We start from the raw sequence: 15,136 nt of genomic DNA on the forward strand, positions 1-15,136 counted from the left end.
GGCCCCGCGGGTGTGCGGGACCGGGCAGCGGGGGGTGGAGCGTCCTACTTCAGGGCGTCGAGCAGCGCCTGGCGCTGGCGGTCGCCGAGGCCGGCGGCGCGGCGGGACACGTCGATGCCGGTCTGCTCGAGCAGGGCCGTGACCTTGGCGGGGCCGTAGCCGGGCAGGCTCTTGAGCAGGTCGGCGACCTTGGTCTTGCCGACGATGGTGTCGGACTTGGCGCGGTCGAGCACCGCGGGGATCGTCTCGTCGCCGCGGGCGATCGCGTCGCGCAGCTCCTTGCGGGCGGTGCGGGCGGCGGCGGCCTTCTTGAGCGCGTCTGCACGCTGCTCGGGGGTGAGCGTGGGCAGTGCCATCTCGGGTGTCTCCTCTCCGTGCGTGCACCCCGGACGGGTGTCGACGCAGGTCATCTTCGCCGACCAGCCTGACAGAACCGCACGGGGCACGCGGGACGGGCCCCCTGGTCGGGGGCCCGTCCGGTGGGAATCAGGTCGCCGAGGGCGCGGGCTCCTTCGACAGCGAGGGCGGCGCGGAGTCGGCCGGGCCGTGGTCGTCGTCGACCATGGTGGCTTCGTCGAAGGGGTCCTGACCGGCGAAGACGCGGTCGGCCCTTGCCCGGTCGAACTCGCCGACCCAGTGACCGATCAGCACGGTGGCCACGGCGTTGCCGGCGAAGTTCGTCACGGCGCGGGCCTCGGACATGAACCGGTCGATGCCGACGATGAGACCGACGCCGTCGACCAGGTCGGGGCGGTGGCTCTGCAGGCCCGCGGCCAGCGTCGCCAGGCCGGCCCCGGTGACGCCCGCGGCCCCCTTCGAGGCGACGATCATGAAGACGAGCAGCGAGATCTGCTCGCCCAGCGCCAGCGGCGAGCCCTGCGCGGTGGCGATGAACAGCGACGCCATCGTCAGGTAGATCGCGGTGCCGTCGAGGTTGAACGAGTAGCCGGTGGGCACCGTGATGCCGACCACGGGACGGGAGACGCCCAGGTGCTCCATCTTCGCGATCAGCCGCGGCAGCGCCGACTCCGACGACGAGGTGGACACGATCAGCAGGAACTCGCGGCCCAGGTAGCCCAGCAGCGTGAAGATGTTGATGCCGGCGAAGACCCGCAGCACCAGGCCCAGGATGCCGAAGACGAAGATCGCGCAGGTGACGTAGAAGCCGGCCATGATCTGGAACAGCGCGCCGACCGCGGCCCAGCCGGTCTCGCCGACCACGGCCGCGATCGCGCCGAACGCGCCGATCGGGGCCAGCCACAGGATCATCGTCAGGACCTTGAAGACCAGCCTCTGGAAGTACCCGATGCCGCGCAGGATCGGCTCGCCCTTCGTGCCGAGCGCCTGCACCGCGAAGCCGACGAGCAGCGCGACGAACAGCGTCTGCAGCACGCTGGTGCCGACCAGCGGGCTCACCAGGGTGTCCGGGATGATGTCGAGCCCCTCGGACTCGGGGGCCTCGTAGGCCTCGTCGGGCACCACCAGGCCGGCCCCGGGCTGCACGATGTTGCCGACGAGCAGCCCGATGGCCAGCGCGGCGGTCGACATCGTCAGGAAGTAGCCCAGCGCGATGGCGCCGACCCGGCCGACCTTGGCCGCCTGCTTGACCGCGCCGATGCCGAGCACGATGGTGCAGAAGATGATCGGCGAGATCATCATCTTGATGAGGTCGACGAAGGCGGTGCCGACGGGCTTGAGCGCCTTGCCCACGTCGGGTGCGACGATGCCGACGGCGACGCCCAGGATCACGGCGACGATCACGGCGATGTAGAGGAAGTGGGTGCGGTCCCGCTTCGCGACGGGCTGCGCGCCCGGACTGGTTGACTCGGTGCTGGTGGACACGGGTTCCCCTTCGAATCCGATCGGCCGGTGCGTTGCGTGCCCGGGACTGCGGGCGGCACCCTTCCGGCACAGGATGGGGGGGCTTGTGGTGCGCCTCACCCTTTCGTTCATTTCGGTCGACGGAGCGTATGCAGCGTGATCCCCCTGGGCCCGATGCGCCGCTGGAGCCTCGCGGCCCAGCTGTTCGCGCTGCAGGCGGTGCTGGTCGTGCTGGTCCTCGGCGGGGTCGGCGCGGCCACCTACCTGCAGTTCGCCGCCGACAACGAGCGCGAGACGGCCGAGGAGATGCTCGGGGTCGCCCACACCCTGGCCGCGGTGCCCGAGGTGATCGACGCGCTCGACGACCCGGACCCCTCGGCGGTGCTCCAGCCGCTGGCCGAGCGGGTGCGGGCCGACACCGCCACCGACTTCGTGGTGGTCATGACCACCGGCGGCGTCCGGTTCTCCCACCCCGACACCGCCGAGATCGGGCGGGTCTTCCGCGGCACCATCGCCCCCGCCGCGGCGGGCGCGACCACCTTCACCGAGACCTACACCGGCACGCTGGGCCCCTCGGTCCGGTCGGTCGTCCCCGTCGTCGACGACGGCCGGGTGGTGGCGCTGGTGTCGGTCGGGCGCACGGTCACCGCGGTCTCGCGCGAGCTGGGCGAGCGGCTGCCGGTGCTGGCGCTGATCGCCACCGCCGCGTTCGGGCTCGCCGCCGCCGGGTCGTGGCTGCTGAGCCGGTGGCTGCGGCGCAGCACCCACGACATGGGCCCGGCCGAGCTGTCCCGGATGTACGAGTACTACGACACCGTGCTGCACTCCGTCCGCGAGGGCCTGCTGCTGCTCGACCGGGGCGGGCGGGTGCAGCTGGCCAACGACGAGGCCCGCCGGCTGCTGGCCCTGCCCGCGGAGGTCGCGGGGCGTCGCGTCGACGGGCTGGGCCTGCCCGACGCGCTCGGGTCGGCGCTGGCCGCGGGGGAGCGCCGCTCCGACGAGATCCACCTGACGGCCGACCGGATCGTCGTGGTCAACCAGGCCCCCGCCCGCTGGGCCGGCCGCGACCTGGGCACCGTGGTGACCCTGCGCGACCACACCGAGCTGCGGGCGCTGAGCACCGAGCTGGAGACGATCCGCGGGTTCGCCCAGTCGCTCAACGCCCAGGCCCACGAGGCCGCCAACCAGCTGCACACCGTCGTCTCGCTGATCGAGCTGGGCCGCGCCGAGGAGGCCCTGACCTACGCCACCGCGGAGCTGGAGCTGGCCCGGCACCTCACCGACGCCGTCCTGGCGGGCATCGCGGTGCCCGAGCTGGCCGCGCTCGTCGTCGGCAAGGCGGCGGAGGCGGGGGAGCGCGGCGTCGAGCTCGGGCTGGGCGAGGGCGCGCGGGTGCCCGACGGTCTCGCCGACCCCCGCGACCTCGTCACGATCGTCGGGAACCTGCTCGACAACGCCGTCGACGCCGCGCTGGACGGTCCCGAGCCCCGCTGGGTGCGCCTGGACGCGGGGATCGACGACGAGGGGTTCGTCCTGCGGGTCAGCGACAGCGGTCCGGGACTCGAGGACCCCGAACAGGCGTTCACCAGCGGCTGGAGCACCAAGCCCGCCGACGGCATGGGCCGCGGGCTGGGCCTCGCGCTCGTCCGCCGCGCGGTGCACCGCCACGGCGGCACGGTCTCGGCCGGCGACGCCCCGGGCGGCGGGGCCGAGCTGCGGGTGCGGCTGCCGGTCGCCGCCGCGGTGCGGGAGCCGCAGCCGTGATCCGCACCCTCGTCGTCGACGACGACCCGGTCGCGCTCGCCGCGCACGCCGCCTACGTGGAGCGGGTGCGCGGCTTCGCGGTCGTCGGCCGGGCCCCGGCGGGGGCGGAGGCGCTGCGCCTGCTCGCGACCACGGCCGTCGACCTGGTCCTGCTCGACGTCCACCTGCCCGACATGAGCGGCCTGGACGTGCTGCGCCGCATGCGCGCGGCGGGCCACACCTGCGACGTGATCATGGTGACCCGCGCCCGCGACCTGGAGGTCGTGCGCGCCGCCGTCGCCTTCGGGGCCACCCAGTACCTGATGAAGCCGTTCCCGGCCGGGGTGGTGCGGGCCAAGCTGGAGGGCTACCTGGCCTACCGGCAGAACGACCCCGGGCCGTTGGTCGCCCAGTCCGACGTCGACGGGATGCTCGACGCCCTGCGCGCCCCGACCGTCGACAGCGGCCTGCCCAAGGGCATCAGCCGGGAGTCCCTCGACCAGGTCTGCGGGGTCCTCGCCCCCGACGCCGGACGCACCGCGGTGGAGGTGGCCGACCTCGTCGGCGTCTCCCGCGTCACCGCCCGCCGCTATCTCGAACACCTCGCCGACACCGGCCTCACCGAGCGGGCACTGCGCTACGGCACCACCGGGCGTCCGCAGGTGGAGTACCGGTGGCGCCCCCGCGGCAGCACCTGACCCCGGGTCAGCAGCTCTGGGCGACCGAGACCGGGACGGAGGTGAGCGGGGCGTCGTCGTCGGTGTCGTCGTCGGTGGGGCCGGTGGCGGTGTCGTCGTCGGCCTGGTTGGTCTCCGGGATGTCCGACGGGTCGGCGGCCGCGACCGGCGGGGCCGTCGCCGGGTCGCGGTCGAGCGCCTCGCGGACGACCTGGCGCATCAGGTCGAAGTCGGGGTCGCCGGTGTTGAAGCGGCCGTCGGACTGCTCGGGGTCGGGCAGGTTCGGGTCGAACGCCACGCTCTCCAGCGCGATCGGGCCGTCGGCGACCGAGAGCAGCGCGGGCAGCGCCTGCTGCGGGATGTCGGTGGAGACGCTGTCGGTGGTGGCCCGCGCGATCGACTGGAAGTTCGTGAGCAGCTCGGCGGGCTGGTTCTGGTCGAGGATGTTCTGGATCAGGCAGCGCTGCCGCCCCATCCGCACGTAGTCGGTGGAGTTGGTGCGGGACCGGGCGAAGGCGAGTGCGTTCTCGCCGTCGAGCTGCTGGATGCCGGGCTCGATGTAGCCGGTGGGCCGCACCTCGCGGCCGTTGGGGCTGATCCCGCCGATCGGGATGCGGTCGGGTCCGACGTCGACCCGGACGCCGCCCAGGGAGTCGATGATCGCCGCGAACCCGGCCATGTCGAGCTCGACGTAGTAGTCGAGATCGAGATCGAGCATGTAGGAGACCGTCTGGTGCAGCAGGTTGAGGCCGGGGTCGGCGGTCGGCCCGGCCGGGGCCAGGTCCGGGTACTCGTGGCCGTAGGCGTAGACGGCGTTGAGGTAGTAGTTGCCGTCCGGGCCCGCGCTGTCGTGGAAGCCGTCGGGGAACTCCTCCGCCATCGGCGACCCCGGCGGGAACTGGGCGTAGGCGATGTTGCGCGGCAGGCTGAACAGCGTCGTGCGGCCGGTGGCCGTCTCGATGCTGGCCACCATCATCGTGTCGGTGCGGGTGCCGGTGCGGTCCGGCCCGGCGTCGCTGCCGACCAGCAGCACGTTGACGCGCGGGCCGAGGTCGGCGGCGCCGGCGTCGTCGGCGAACAGCTCCCCGAGCACCGAGCGCGAGGAGTTCGCCAGGTTGGCGGCGAAGCCGAGCGGGGTGGCCACGAGCAGGCACAGCGCCGTGACGACGGCGACCCCGACCGCCCTGCGCCCGGGATCGAGCCGTCGCGGCTGGGCGAGCACCCAGGTGCGGACGATCACGGCGATCCAGGCGACCGCCACCGCCACCAGGACGACGGTGGCGACGGCGAGGCCCCCGGAGGACAGCAGCGGGGTGAGCAGGTCGGAGCGGCGCAGCGTGGCCAGCGCCCCGACGACGGTGACGATGCCCAGCAGGAACGGCCCGAGGATCAGCCAGCCGGTGCGGCGGCGGTGCAGCATCAGGTGGCCGCTGCCGGGGGCCGCGGTGGCGGCCGCGGTGGCCAGCAGTGCGAGGCCCAGCGTGCGGGGGCGGCGCCGGCCGGTACGGCGGACCGGTGGGGGGGTCGGGCGGGCGGTGCGCTCCGCGTCCCCGGCGGCCCTCGGGACGCCGGCCGTCGATGCGGTGGCCTTCTGCCCAGCGGTCTTCTGCCCGGCGGCCTTCTGCCCGGTCGCCTTCTGCCCGGTGGCGTTCTGCCCGGTCGCCTTCTGTCCGGTGCCCTTCGGGGTGGCGGTCGTCGCCGCAGCGGTCGTCGAAGCAGTGGTCGTCGATGCGGCGGCCTTCGGCCCGGCCCCCTGGAGGCCCGCGACGGCCGCGGCGCCGGTGACCCGCCCGCCCGCCGGACGTGCGGAGGGCGGGTCCCCCCGGCCCGTCCGGCGGCCCGTCACCGGGTCGGGACGGCCGCGCAGGGGGCCGTCACCGGCGGGGGTGTGGGGGACCGGGCGGGTCCGCACCTCGTCGGGCCGGACGCCGGGCAGGGGCGGGGTGATCCGGGTGACCTGGTCGGCCGGGTCGCGCCGGGGTGCGCCGGTGCGACGAGGGGGACCCGCGGGACGGGCCGACTGCCCTCCGGGCGGCTGCTCGGCCGGGGGGCGGCGCGGCTGCTGCGGGGGGACCGCGCCGGCCGCGCGCACCCGCAGGCGCTCCCGCTCCACGGCGGCCCGCTCCCGCTCGAGGCGCTCGCGCTCGAACCGGCGCGGCCACGGGGCGTCGACGCGGGGGGTCTCGGTGCGGGGGCTGTCGGTGCGGGGGGTCTCGGCGCGGGGAGCGCGGTCACGCGGGGGGAAGGGCCGGTCGTCCACTGCGCGTCACCCCCGCCCTGTCCGCTCCGGACCCTGCCGGTGCTCGTCCTTCCCGTGGACCGTTCCGGTGGTCCCGGGGCCGTCCCACCGGTGCCCGGGGGGTTCGTGCCGTCACGCCCGGCTCGACGGTGAGACCGCCCCCGAGAGTACTGGGCGTGATCGCCGCCGGCCGTCGCGCCTCGTCGGGCCGAGGTGGCCGGGTCGCCCGGCAGGAACGACGCGATCTGTCACCGGTCCATGAGCCGACGGTAACCACCGACCCGGATACTGGTCCCGTGTGGGTGGGTGCGGCGGCCATGGTGCTGGCCGGGGGCAGCGGCAGCCGGGTCGGTGCCGACCGGAACAAGGTGTACCTGCCCGTGGCGGGCCGGTCCGTGCTGGCCTGGTCGGTCGACGCGCTGGCCGGTGCCGCGGGCGTCGGCCCCGTCGTGCTGGTCGTCCGCCCGCAGGACCGCGACCTCGCCCGGAAGGTCCTCGACGAGGAGTCCGCGCACGGGGCCGCGGTGGAGGTCGTCGACGGCGGGGCGACCCGGCAGGACTCCGAGCTGGCCGGGCTCCGCGCGCTGGCCGGGCGCATCGGCACCGGCGAGGTCGACGTCGTGCTGGTGCACGACGGGGCGCGCCCGCTGGTGGGCGCCGCGCTCGTCGCCGAGGTGCTGCGGGTGGCGCGGGCGGCGGGGGGAGCGGTGCCGGGGCTGGTGCGGACCGACCTGGCCACCGTCGACGGGGCGGGCGGTCTGGTCGCCCCGGCCCGGCACACCGCGGTGCAGACCCCGCAGGGGTTCCGGGCCGCCCCGCTGCTGGCCGCCTACGAGCGGGCCGCGCTCGAGGGGTTCTCCGGCACCGACACGGCGTCGTGCGTGGAGCGGTTCGCCCCCGACGTCACGGTGCGGTGCGTCGCCGGCGACCCGCGCAACGTCAAGGTCACCTATCTGCACGACCTCGACGTCGTCGCCGGTGCCCTCACCGGGCCCTGACCGGCTCGCCAGGAACTTCCTTTACGCCGTTCGGCGTACCCGGCCCGTCGAGCACGTCGTTGATCCGATCGGCGGCACGACTGTGCCGCGGACCCGTTCCCCAGCACGGGTCCGTTGAGAGAACCACGCATCGAGGAGACCCAGTGTTCGAGGGATTCAGCAAGGCGTTCGTCCGTGAGGCGATCAACCGCAGCGCGGAGAACGCCGTCGACCGTCGCCGCTTCCTGCGCGCCGCGGGCATGACCGGCCTGGGCGTGGCGACCGTCGCCGGGAGCGGCCTGGCGCTGTCCGGTGCGGCGTTCGCGGGCGACGACTCCGACGCCGACGCCGCGGCCACCGACGCCGCGGTCCTCAACTTCGCGCTCAACCTCGAGTACCTCGAGGCCGAGTTCTACCTGCGCGGCGCGTTCGGCGAGGGCCTCAACGACGACCAGATCGACGGCTCCGGCAAGCTCGGCGCGGTCACCGGCGGCTACGCCGTGAAGTTCGAGTCCAAGCTGGCCAAGCAGTACGCCATCGAGATCGCGCAGGACGAGCGCGACCACGTCGACTTCCTCCGTGCCGCCCTGGGCGACGCCAAGGTCGCGCGCCCCGCCATCGACCTGCAGGACGCGTTCTCCGCCGCGGCGCAGGCCGCCGGCCTGGTCGGCCCGGGCGAGAGCTTCGACGTCTTCGCCAACGAGAACAACTTCCTCCTGGGCGCCTACGTCTTCGAGGACGTGGGCGTCACGGCCTACAAGGGCGCCTCGCCGCTCATCACCAACAAGACCTTCCTCGAGGCGGCCGCCGGCATCCTCGCGGTCGAGGCCTACCACGCGGGCCTGGTCCGCACGGTGCTGCTGGCCAAGGGCTTCGAGGACGCCGCGGGCGCCATCTCCGACGCGCGCGACAGCCTCGACGGCCCGGACGACCTCGACCAGGGCATCGTCGACGCCGACGGCAACGCGAACATCGTGCCGACCGACGAGAACGCCATCGCGTTCTCGCGTTCCGCCGGCCAGGTCCTCAACGTCGTGTACCTGAACCCGGCCTCGGTCACCTCGGGTGGCTTCTTCCCGAACGGCGTCAACGGCGGCATCAACACCTCCGACGACAACGCCTGATCGGGTCGACCTCCACACTTCGGGCGGGCGGGACCGGAACCCCGGGCCCGCTCGCCCGTTGTGCCTAGTAGTACCTGCTCTGCATTCCGACGGAAGGAAATCCCGTGCCGAACCTCGGTGGTTGGGAACTCATTGTCCTGCTCGGCGTCCTCCTGCTCATCTTCGGTGCGAAGAAGCTCCCCGACATGGCGCGCTCCATCGGCCAGTCCGCCCGCGTGTTCAAGGGCGAGATGAAGGGCCTGCGCGCCGACGACGCGCCCGCCCCGGCGCCGGAGGCCCCCGCGCCCGCCCCCGTGGTGCCCCCGGCCGTCGCCGCGCCCACCCCCACGGCGAAGCTCCCGGTCGTCGAGGCCGAGCGCGTCCACTGATCCACATGTGACAGAGGTCACGGAGGGCGGCCGTCGTGCCGCCCTCGCGGCGAGGGGGCCCGGCGGAAGCCGAACGGGCGTCCCGCCGATGATCGACGGGCCGCAGGTCGGGTGTGGTCACCCGATCACGGTTCCCGCCGGCGGTCGCTAGCCTCGCTCCGGATCCCGGCCGCACCGGCCGGGGGCGGAGGGGGACCACGTGACGACCACCGGCCCGGAGGTCGTGTCGACGAACCGGTCGCTGAGCGACCCGGAGCTGATGTCGATCACCGACACGCTCCCCGACGTGCGGATCCTGCCGGACGTCAGCGTCCTGAAGGTCGCTGGCCAGAGCCTGGTCGACCGCGGCCGCGCCGCGGTGTACCCGGTGGTCGAGGAACCAACCCCAAGACCGACCCGTCGGCCACGCTCATCGAGCGGATCACCGTCGACGAGCTGATCGCACGCGACCTGCCCGACCTCGTCGTCGAGCGGCCGGTGCTGGAGCTGATGGCCCGGGCGCGGTTCGTCCGGGAGATCCAGGTCGTCAACGGGCTCGAGCCCGGGCTGATCACGCGCGCCCTGCGCGGGGAGCACGTCGGGACGATCATCACCGCGGAGGCGTCGTCATCAGCCCGGCCAAGGACGTGCCGTCCGCCCTGATGCGCCAGACCCTGCTCGACCGCGACCTCGTGCGGCCCGTCGGGCGCCCGGTGATCCGGCTGCTGCCCTGGCTCGAGGTCGTCTCCATCGGGGGCACCGCGATCATGGACCGCGGCGCCGACGCCGTGCTGTCCGTCGTCGACGAGCTGCGCGCGGCCCTGCCCGAGCACCGGATGCTGATCACCACCGGGGCCGGTGTCCGGGCCCGGCACGTGCTGGGCGTCGGCCTGGACCTGGGTCTGCCCACGGCGGCGCTGGCCGGGCTCGCGGCCACCGAGGCGGAGCAGCACGGCCACATGATCGCCGCACTGCTCGCCGCCGACGGGGTCTCCTACGTGCCCCACGAGACCGCCGCGGGGCAGCTCGCCACGCACCTGCAGGCCAGCCGCGCCGTCGTCGCCAACGGCTACCCGCCCTACGGGCGCCACGAGTTCCCGCCCGCGGTCGGCAAGATCCCGGTGCACCGCGCCGACGCGGGCACCTTCCTGCTCGCCGACGCGTACGGGGCCGAGCGGACGATCTACGTCAAGGACGTCGACGGGATCGACACCGGGTCCGGGACGGTCGCGCGGATCGGGGCCGCCGAGCTGCTCGACGCCGCGCCCGCCGCGTTGCCGATCGACCCGCTCGTGCTGCTCCTGATGGCCACCGCCAAGCACGTCCGGGAGATCCGGATCGTCGACGGCCTCACCCCCGGCGCCCTGACCCGCGCCCTGGCCGGCGAGGACGTGGGGACCGTCGTCCACGCGTAGCTACAGCGCCGGGATCACCGACTGCCCGTACGCCTCGATCGTCGCCTCCCGGGCGTCGTGCATGGCGTAGATCGCGAACTGGTCGACGCCGAGGCTGCGCAGCTCGGCCAGCCGCTCGAGCTGCGCGGCGGGCGGGCCGAGCAGGCAGAAGCGGTCGACGACCTCGTCGGGCACGAAGTCGGTGGACCGGTTGCCGGCGCGGCCGTGGTGGGAGTAGTCGTAGCCGTCGCGGCCCTCGATGTACCCGGTGAGGGCGGCGGGCACCATCTCCGAGTGCGCGCCGTAGCGGGTCACCAGGTCGGCGACGTGGTTGCCGACCATCCCCCCGAACCAGCGGCACTGGTCGCGGGCGTGCCGCAGGTCGGAGGAGACGTAGGCGGGCGCGGCCACGCAGATCGTCGGCTCCGGGCGCCCGGCCGCGGACGCCGCCGCCTTGACCGTCTTCACCGTCCACTCCACGAGGTAGGGGTCGGCGAGCTGCAGGACGAACCCGTCGGCGCGGCGGCCCACCAGGCCGAGTGCCTTCGGGCCGTAGCCCGCCATCCAGACCGGCAGCTCCGGCACGCCCTCGGCGATCCACGGGATGCGCACCCGCGTGCCGCCCAGGTCGACCTCGCGGCCCGCGGCGAGCTCCCGGATGACGTGCATCGACTCCTCGAGCCGGGCCAGCGTCGTCGGCGGGCGGCCCTGCACCCGCATCGCCGAGTCGCCGCGGCCGATCCCGCAGATCGTGCGGTGGCCGAACTGCTCGTCGAGGGTGGCGTGCATCGAGGCGATCACGGTCCAGTCGCGGGTGCCCGGGTTGGTCACCATCGGGCCGACGACCAGCCGCGAGGTGCGCTCCAGGATCCGCGGGTAGATCGTGTACGGCTCCTGCCAGAGCACGTGCGAGTCGAACGTCCAGCCGTGGCTGAACCCCAGCGACTCCGCCCGCACCATGAGGTCGACGACGGTCCGGGCAGGAGGATCGGTCTGCAGAACGAGCCCGACATCCACGGGAACTCCTCCACGGGGGTGTGGCCGGGTTGCAGTGGGGTGGCTCTACTGCAACGGGGTCGGAGTGGAGCCACCCCACTGCAACGGGGGTGGCGGGGGGTCAGCGGAGGTAGCCGCAGGTGTCGCGGCGCTGGAAGCGGCCGTCGCCCTTCGCCCCGCGGTACTCGCCGCCGTCGACGATCACGCGGCCGCGCGACAGCACCGCCTCCACGCGACCGGTGATCTGCTTGCCCTCGTAGCAGGAGTAGTCGACGGCCATGTGGTGCGTCTGCGTCGAGAGCACCTGCGTCGCGGTCGGGTCGTAGATCACGATGTCGGCGTCGGAGCCGGGCGCGATCGTGCCCTTGCGCGGGTAGAGCCCGAACATCCGGGCGGGGGTGGCGCAGGCGATCTCGACCCAGCGCCGACGCGAGATGTGCCCCTCGACGACGCCCTGGTGCAGCAGGTCCATCCGGTGCTCGACGCCGGGCAGCCCGTTGGGGATCTTGGAGAAGTCGCCGATCCCCATCTCCTTCTGCCCCTTGAAGCAGAACGGGCAGTGGTCGGTGGACACCACCGACAGGTCGTCGGTGCGCAGCCCCCGCCACAGCGCGGCCTGGTGCTCGACGGGGCGCAGCGGCGTCGAGCAGACGTACTTCGACCCCTCGAACCCGGGCCGGCCCAGGTCGTCGACGGAGAGGAACAGGTACTGCGGGCAGGTCTCGGCGAAGGCGTTGAGCCCCTCGTCGCGGGCCTTCGCCACCTCGGCCAGCGCCGAGGCCGCCGACAGGTGGACGATGTAGACCGGCGCGCCCGCCACCTGGGCCAGCTTGATCGCGCGGTGCGTGGCCTCGGCCTCCAGCAGCTCGTGGCGGACGATCCCGTGGTAGCGCGGGTCGGTCTCGCCGCGCGCCAGCGCCTGCTCGATGAGCACGTCGATGGCGATGCCGTTCTCGGCGTGCATGAGGATCAGCCCGCCGGTCTGCGCGCCGCGCTGCATCGCCCGCAGCACCTGCCCGTCGTCGGAGTAGAGGACACCGGGGTAGGCCATGAACAGCTTGAAGCTGGTGACCCCCTCCCCGACGAGGACCTCCATCTCCTTGAGCGAGGACGGGTTGACGTCGGACATGATCATGTGGAAGCCGTAGTCGATCGCGCAGTTGCCCTCCGCCTTGGCCAGCCAGGCGTCGAGGCCCTCGCGCAGCGCCCCGCCGCGCGGCTGGATCGCGAAGTCGACGATCGTGGTCGTCCCGCCCCACGCCGCGGCCCGGGTGCCGGTCTCGAACGTGTCGGCCGCGACGGTGCCGCCGAAGGGCATCTCCATGTGCGTGTGCCCGTCGACGCCGCCGGGGAGCACGTAGCGCCCCGTCGCGTCGAGGACGGTGTCGGCGGTCCAGTTCTGCCCGACGCCCAGCGCCACGACCCGCTCGTCCTCGACGAGCACGTCGACGGCCATCTCGTCGGCCGCGGTGACCACGGTGCCGCCGGTGATCAGGGTGCGACTCATGGGGTGGCCTCCTCGATCGCGGCGAGCAGGGCCGCCAGGCCCTCCGCCGCCTCGTCCGACGTGAGGGTCAGGGGTGGGGCGATGCGCAGGACGTTGCCGTGCAGCCCGCCCTTGCCCACCAGCAGGCCCCGGCGCCTGCAGCCCTCCAGGACGGCGGTGGCGATCTCCGGTGCCGGGTCGCCCGGGTCGCCGGTGCCGGGCCGCACCAGCTCCACGCCGATCATCAGGCCCTTCCCGCGGACGTCGCCGACGGCGGGCGAGCCGAGCGCGCGCAGGCCGTCGAACAGCGCGGGGCCCTGGGCGGCGGCGTTGGCCTGGAGCTTGTGGTCGAGCAGGTAGCGCAGGTTCGCGAGTGCACCCGCGGACGTCAGCGGGGAGCCGCCGAACGTCGAGATGTGGTTGGCGCCCAACGAGTCCATGACGGAGGTCGGGGCGATCACGCCGCCCATGGACAGCCCGTTGCCGATGCCCTTGGCGAAGGTCACGATGTCGGGCACCGCGCCGGAGGCCTGCCAGCCCCAGAAGTGCTCGCCGGTGCGGCCCCAGCCGGTCTGCACCTCGTCGGAGATCCACAGGATCCCCTTCTCGCGCAGCACCTCGGCGAACGCGCCGAGCAGGCCGTCCGGCCCGGAGGTGAAGCCGCCGACGCCCTGGATGGGCTCCGCGATGAACGCCGCGACGTCGCCGCCGACCTGGTCGAGCACCTCGCGCAGGTCCGCGACGCACGCCGCGATGTACTCGCCGTCGGACAGCCCGGCGAACGGCGAGCGGTACTGCTGCCCGCCGTGCACGTAGTAGGTCTGGAACGGCGAGAGCGACGTCGGCGACCAGGACCGGTTGCCGGTGATCGCGATCGTGGAGAACGACCGGCCGTGGTAGCTGTTGCGCAGCGCGAGGATCTGGTTGCTGCGCCGCAGCGACGACGCCAGCAGCAGCGCCGCGTCGTTGGCCTCGGTGCCGCTGGGGGTCAGGAACACCTTGGCCGGATCGTCGGCCCCACCCACACCCGAGACCGTGGCGATCTGCTCGGCCAGCTCCACCATCGGCCGGTTGAGGTACAGCGTGGAGCTGTGGATGATCTTCCCGGCCTGGTCGGCGACGGCCTTCGTCACCTCGGGCAGCGCGTGCGCCGTCATCGTGGTGAGGATGCCGCCGAAGAAGTCGAGGTAGCGGTTGCCGTCGGCGTCCCAGACGTGGCGGCCGTCGCCGCGGTCGAGCTCGATGGGCTCCTCGTAGTAGAGGGCCAGCCAGGACGGCAGGACGGCGCGGGTGCGTTCGTGGAGGCTCATGACTGCACCAGCGGGCCGTAGGCGTCGGGGCGGCGGTCGCGGTAGAACGCCCACTGCTGCCGCACCTCGTCGATCATCCCCAGGTCGAGGTCGCGGACGACGAGCTCCTCGTCGTGGGCCGACGCGGGCTCGCCGACGAACTGGCCGCGCGGGTCGACGAAGTAGCTGGTGCCGTAGAAGTCGTTGTCGCCGTACTCCTCGACGCCCACGCGGTTGATCGCGGCCACGAAGTACTCGTTCGCGACGGCCGCGGCCGGCTGCTCCAGCTTCCACAGGTACGAGCTCAGCCCGCGGCTGGTGGCGCTGGGGTTGAACACGATCTGCGCGCCGGCCAGGCCGAGCGCGCGCCAGCCCTCGGGGAAGTGGCGGTCGTAGCAGATGTAGACGCCGACGCGGCCGACCGCGGTGTCGAACACCGGCCAGCCCAGGTTGCCCGGCCGGAAGTAGAACTTCTCCCAGAAGCCCTTGACCTGCGGGATGTGGTGCTTGCGGTACTTGCCGAGCACGGTGCCGTCGGCGTCGATGACCGCGGCGGTGTTGTAGTAGTGCCCGGAGTCCTCCACCTCGAACACCGGCACCACCAGCACCATCCCGGTCTCCCGGGCCAGCGCCTGCATTCGCTGCACGGTCGGCCCGTCGGGCACCCGCTCGGCCCACCGGTAGTGCTCGGCCTCCTGCACCTGGCAGAAGTAGGGCGCGTTGAAGACCTCCTGGAAGCCCATCACCGTGGCGCCCTGCTCGGCGGCGGCCCGCGCGTACGACTCGTGCACCTCGATCATGGACGCGGTGTCGCCGGTCCACTTCGCCTGCAGGATGGCCGCCCGGACGATCCTGTCCGTCATGCGCCTCACGTCCCTCCGTGTCGACAGCGGCCCACTGTCGGACCGGGAGACCGGTCCGCGCAAGGGGATCGTCACTCTCACCCGCCGCGGGCGCGCCCGGCAAGATCGCGGGCCCGACCGTCACGTGCCGTTCACACGGCCGGTCGGCACGCTCCGCACGGCCACCGCTAGCGTTCCGTC

General features: G+C 73.6%; 15 protein-coding genes. 8 read left to right on the forward strand and 7 right to left on the reverse strand.

All coding sequences use genetic code 11. The features are described from left to right. Nucleotides 1–44: 44 nt before the first annotated feature. Together mihF and PHY01_RS05645 are read right to left on the reverse strand one after the other, a co-directional pair. Nucleotides 45–356: an integration host factor, actinobacterial type gene (gene mihF, locus PHY01_RS05640; RefSeq protein ID WP_141277458.1), complete on the reverse strand. Its 312-nt coding sequence runs from the start codon at nucleotides 354–356 to the stop codon at nucleotides 45–47. A gap of 130 nt (nucleotides 357–486) precedes the next feature. Beyond that, nucleotides 487–1,842, reverse strand: a complete 1,356-nt coding sequence (locus tag PHY01_RS05645) for a cation:dicarboxylate symporter family transporter (RefSeq protein WP_246085716.1) — start codon at nucleotides 1,840–1,842, stop codon at nucleotides 487–489. A 135-nt stretch (nucleotides 1,843–1,977) separates the two neighbouring features. Here PHY01_RS05645 and PHY01_RS05650 point away from each other — a divergent pair, with 135 nt between their 5' ends. Together PHY01_RS05650 and PHY01_RS05655 are read left to right on the forward strand one after the other, a co-directional pair. Further along, nucleotides 1,978–3,585 carry a sensor histidine kinase gene (locus PHY01_RS05650; protein WP_307723942.1) on the forward strand — a complete coding sequence of 536 codons (1,608 nt, stop codon included), beginning with the start codon at nucleotides 1,978–1,980 and terminating at the stop codon, nucleotides 3,583–3,585. Next, on the forward strand, nucleotides 3,582–4,262 hold the full coding sequence (locus PHY01_RS05655; RefSeq protein WP_141277460.1) for a response regulator: 681 nt from the start codon (nucleotides 3,582–3,584) through the stop codon (nucleotides 4,260–4,262). Before PHY01_RS05650 ends, PHY01_RS05655 begins: the two co-directional genes overlap by 4 nt. 7 nt (nucleotides 4,263–4,269) lie before the next feature. Here the strand turns inward: PHY01_RS05655 and PHY01_RS05660 are convergent, their stop codons facing one another. Next, nucleotides 4,270–6,501: an LCP family protein gene (locus tag PHY01_RS05660; protein WP_141277461.1), complete on the reverse strand. Its 2,232-nt coding sequence runs from the start codon at nucleotides 6,499–6,501 to the stop codon at nucleotides 4,270–4,272. A gap of 296 nt (nucleotides 6,502–6,797) precedes the next feature. Here PHY01_RS05660 and PHY01_RS05665 point away from each other — a divergent pair, with 296 nt between their 5' ends. The 6 genes from PHY01_RS05665 to PHY01_RS05685 all read left to right on the forward strand — a co-directional run bounded on the left by PHY01_RS05665 (nucleotide 6,798) and on the right by PHY01_RS05685 (nucleotide 10,343). Next, nucleotides 6,798–7,478, forward strand: a complete 681-nt coding sequence (locus PHY01_RS05665; protein ID WP_141277528.1) for an IspD/TarI family cytidylyltransferase — start codon at nucleotides 6,798–6,800, stop codon at nucleotides 7,476–7,478. A 143-nt stretch (nucleotides 7,479–7,621) separates the two neighbouring features. Then, entirely contained in the window at nucleotides 7,622–8,581 is a 960-nt protein-coding gene (locus PHY01_RS05670; RefSeq protein WP_246085717.1) for a ferritin-like domain-containing protein, read from the forward strand. A gap of 104 nt (nucleotides 8,582–8,685) precedes the next feature. Continuing rightward, entirely contained in the window at nucleotides 8,686–8,949 is a 264-nt protein-coding gene (gene tatA / locus PHY01_RS05675; RefSeq protein WP_141277462.1) for a Sec-independent protein translocase subunit TatA, read from the forward strand. A gap of 199 nt (nucleotides 8,950–9,148) precedes the next feature. After that, nucleotides 9,149–9,388: a hypothetical protein gene (locus tag PHY01_RS26995; protein WP_218030016.1), complete on the forward strand. Its 240-nt coding sequence runs from the start codon at nucleotides 9,149–9,151 to the stop codon at nucleotides 9,386–9,388. 38 nt (nucleotides 9,389–9,426) lie between these two features. Further along, a complete protein-coding gene (locus PHY01_RS27000) occupies nucleotides 9,427–9,591 on the forward strand; it encodes a hypothetical protein (protein WP_218030017.1) in 165 nt (54 codons plus the stop codon). Continuing rightward, on the forward strand, nucleotides 9,591–10,343 hold the full coding sequence (locus tag PHY01_RS05685; RefSeq protein ID WP_141277463.1) for an amino acid kinase family protein: 753 nt from the start codon (nucleotides 9,591–9,593) through the stop codon (nucleotides 10,341–10,343). Before PHY01_RS27000 ends, PHY01_RS05685 begins: the two co-directional genes overlap by 1 nt. Here PHY01_RS05685 and PHY01_RS05690 read toward each other — a convergent pair whose 3' ends face one another. The 4 genes from PHY01_RS05690 to PHY01_RS05705 form a co-directional block, all read right to left on the reverse strand. Further along, the gene (locus PHY01_RS05690) at nucleotides 10,344–11,339 is read right to left on the reverse strand and encodes a TIGR03842 family LLM class F420-dependent oxidoreductase (protein WP_141277464.1); all 996 of its coding nucleotides are present in this window, start codon (nucleotides 11,337–11,339) and stop codon (nucleotides 10,344–10,346) included. 100 nt (nucleotides 11,340–11,439) lie between these two features. After that, the gene (gene hydA, locus PHY01_RS05695) at nucleotides 11,440–12,825 is read right to left on the reverse strand and encodes a dihydropyrimidinase (RefSeq protein WP_141277465.1); all 1,386 of its coding nucleotides are present in this window, start codon (nucleotides 12,823–12,825) and stop codon (nucleotides 11,440–11,442) included. Next, a complete protein-coding gene (locus PHY01_RS05700) occupies nucleotides 12,822–14,114 on the reverse strand; it encodes an aspartate aminotransferase family protein (protein WP_141277466.1) in 1,293 nt (430 codons plus the stop codon). Before PHY01_RS05700 ends, hydA begins: the two co-directional genes overlap by 4 nt. Next, nucleotides 14,111–14,956 carry a nitrilase-related carbon-nitrogen hydrolase gene (locus tag PHY01_RS05705; protein WP_141277467.1) on the reverse strand — a complete coding sequence of 282 codons (846 nt, stop codon included), beginning with the start codon at nucleotides 14,954–14,956 and terminating at the stop codon, nucleotides 14,111–14,113. Before PHY01_RS05705 ends, PHY01_RS05700 begins: the two co-directional genes overlap by 4 nt. Nucleotides 14,957–15,136 lie beyond the last annotated feature (180 nt).

It is taken from the genome of Pseudonocardia hydrocarbonoxydans (assembly GCF_006539565.1).
Lineage (GTDB): Bacteria > Actinomycetota > Actinomycetes > Mycobacteriales > Pseudonocardiaceae > Pseudonocardia > Pseudonocardia hydrocarbonoxydans.

Excerpts from the sequence above, each read along its gene's own strand:
- mihF (WP_141277458.1), bottom strand. The coding sequence starts at position 356 with ATGGCACTGCCCACGCTCACCCCCGAGCAGCGTGCAGACGCGCTCAAG.
- PHY01_RS05665 (WP_141277528.1), top strand. The coding sequence starts at position 6,798 with ATGGTGCTGGCCGGGGGCAGCGGCAGCCGGGTCGGTGCCGACCGGAAC.
- PHY01_RS05685 (WP_141277463.1), top strand. The coding sequence starts at position 9,591 with ATGCGCCAGACCCTGCTCGACCGCGACCTCGTGCGGCCCGTCGGGCGC.
- hydA (WP_141277465.1), bottom strand. The coding sequence starts at position 12,825 with ATGAGTCGCACCCTGATCACCGGCGGCACCGTGGTCACCGCGGCCGAC.
- PHY01_RS05700 (WP_141277466.1), bottom strand. The coding sequence starts at position 14,114 with ATGAGCCTCCACGAACGCACCCGCGCCGTCCTGCCGTCCTGGCTGGCC.
- PHY01_RS05705 (WP_141277467.1), bottom strand. The coding sequence starts at position 14,956 with ATGACGGACAGGATCGTCCGGGCGGCCATCCTGCAGGCGAAGTGGACC.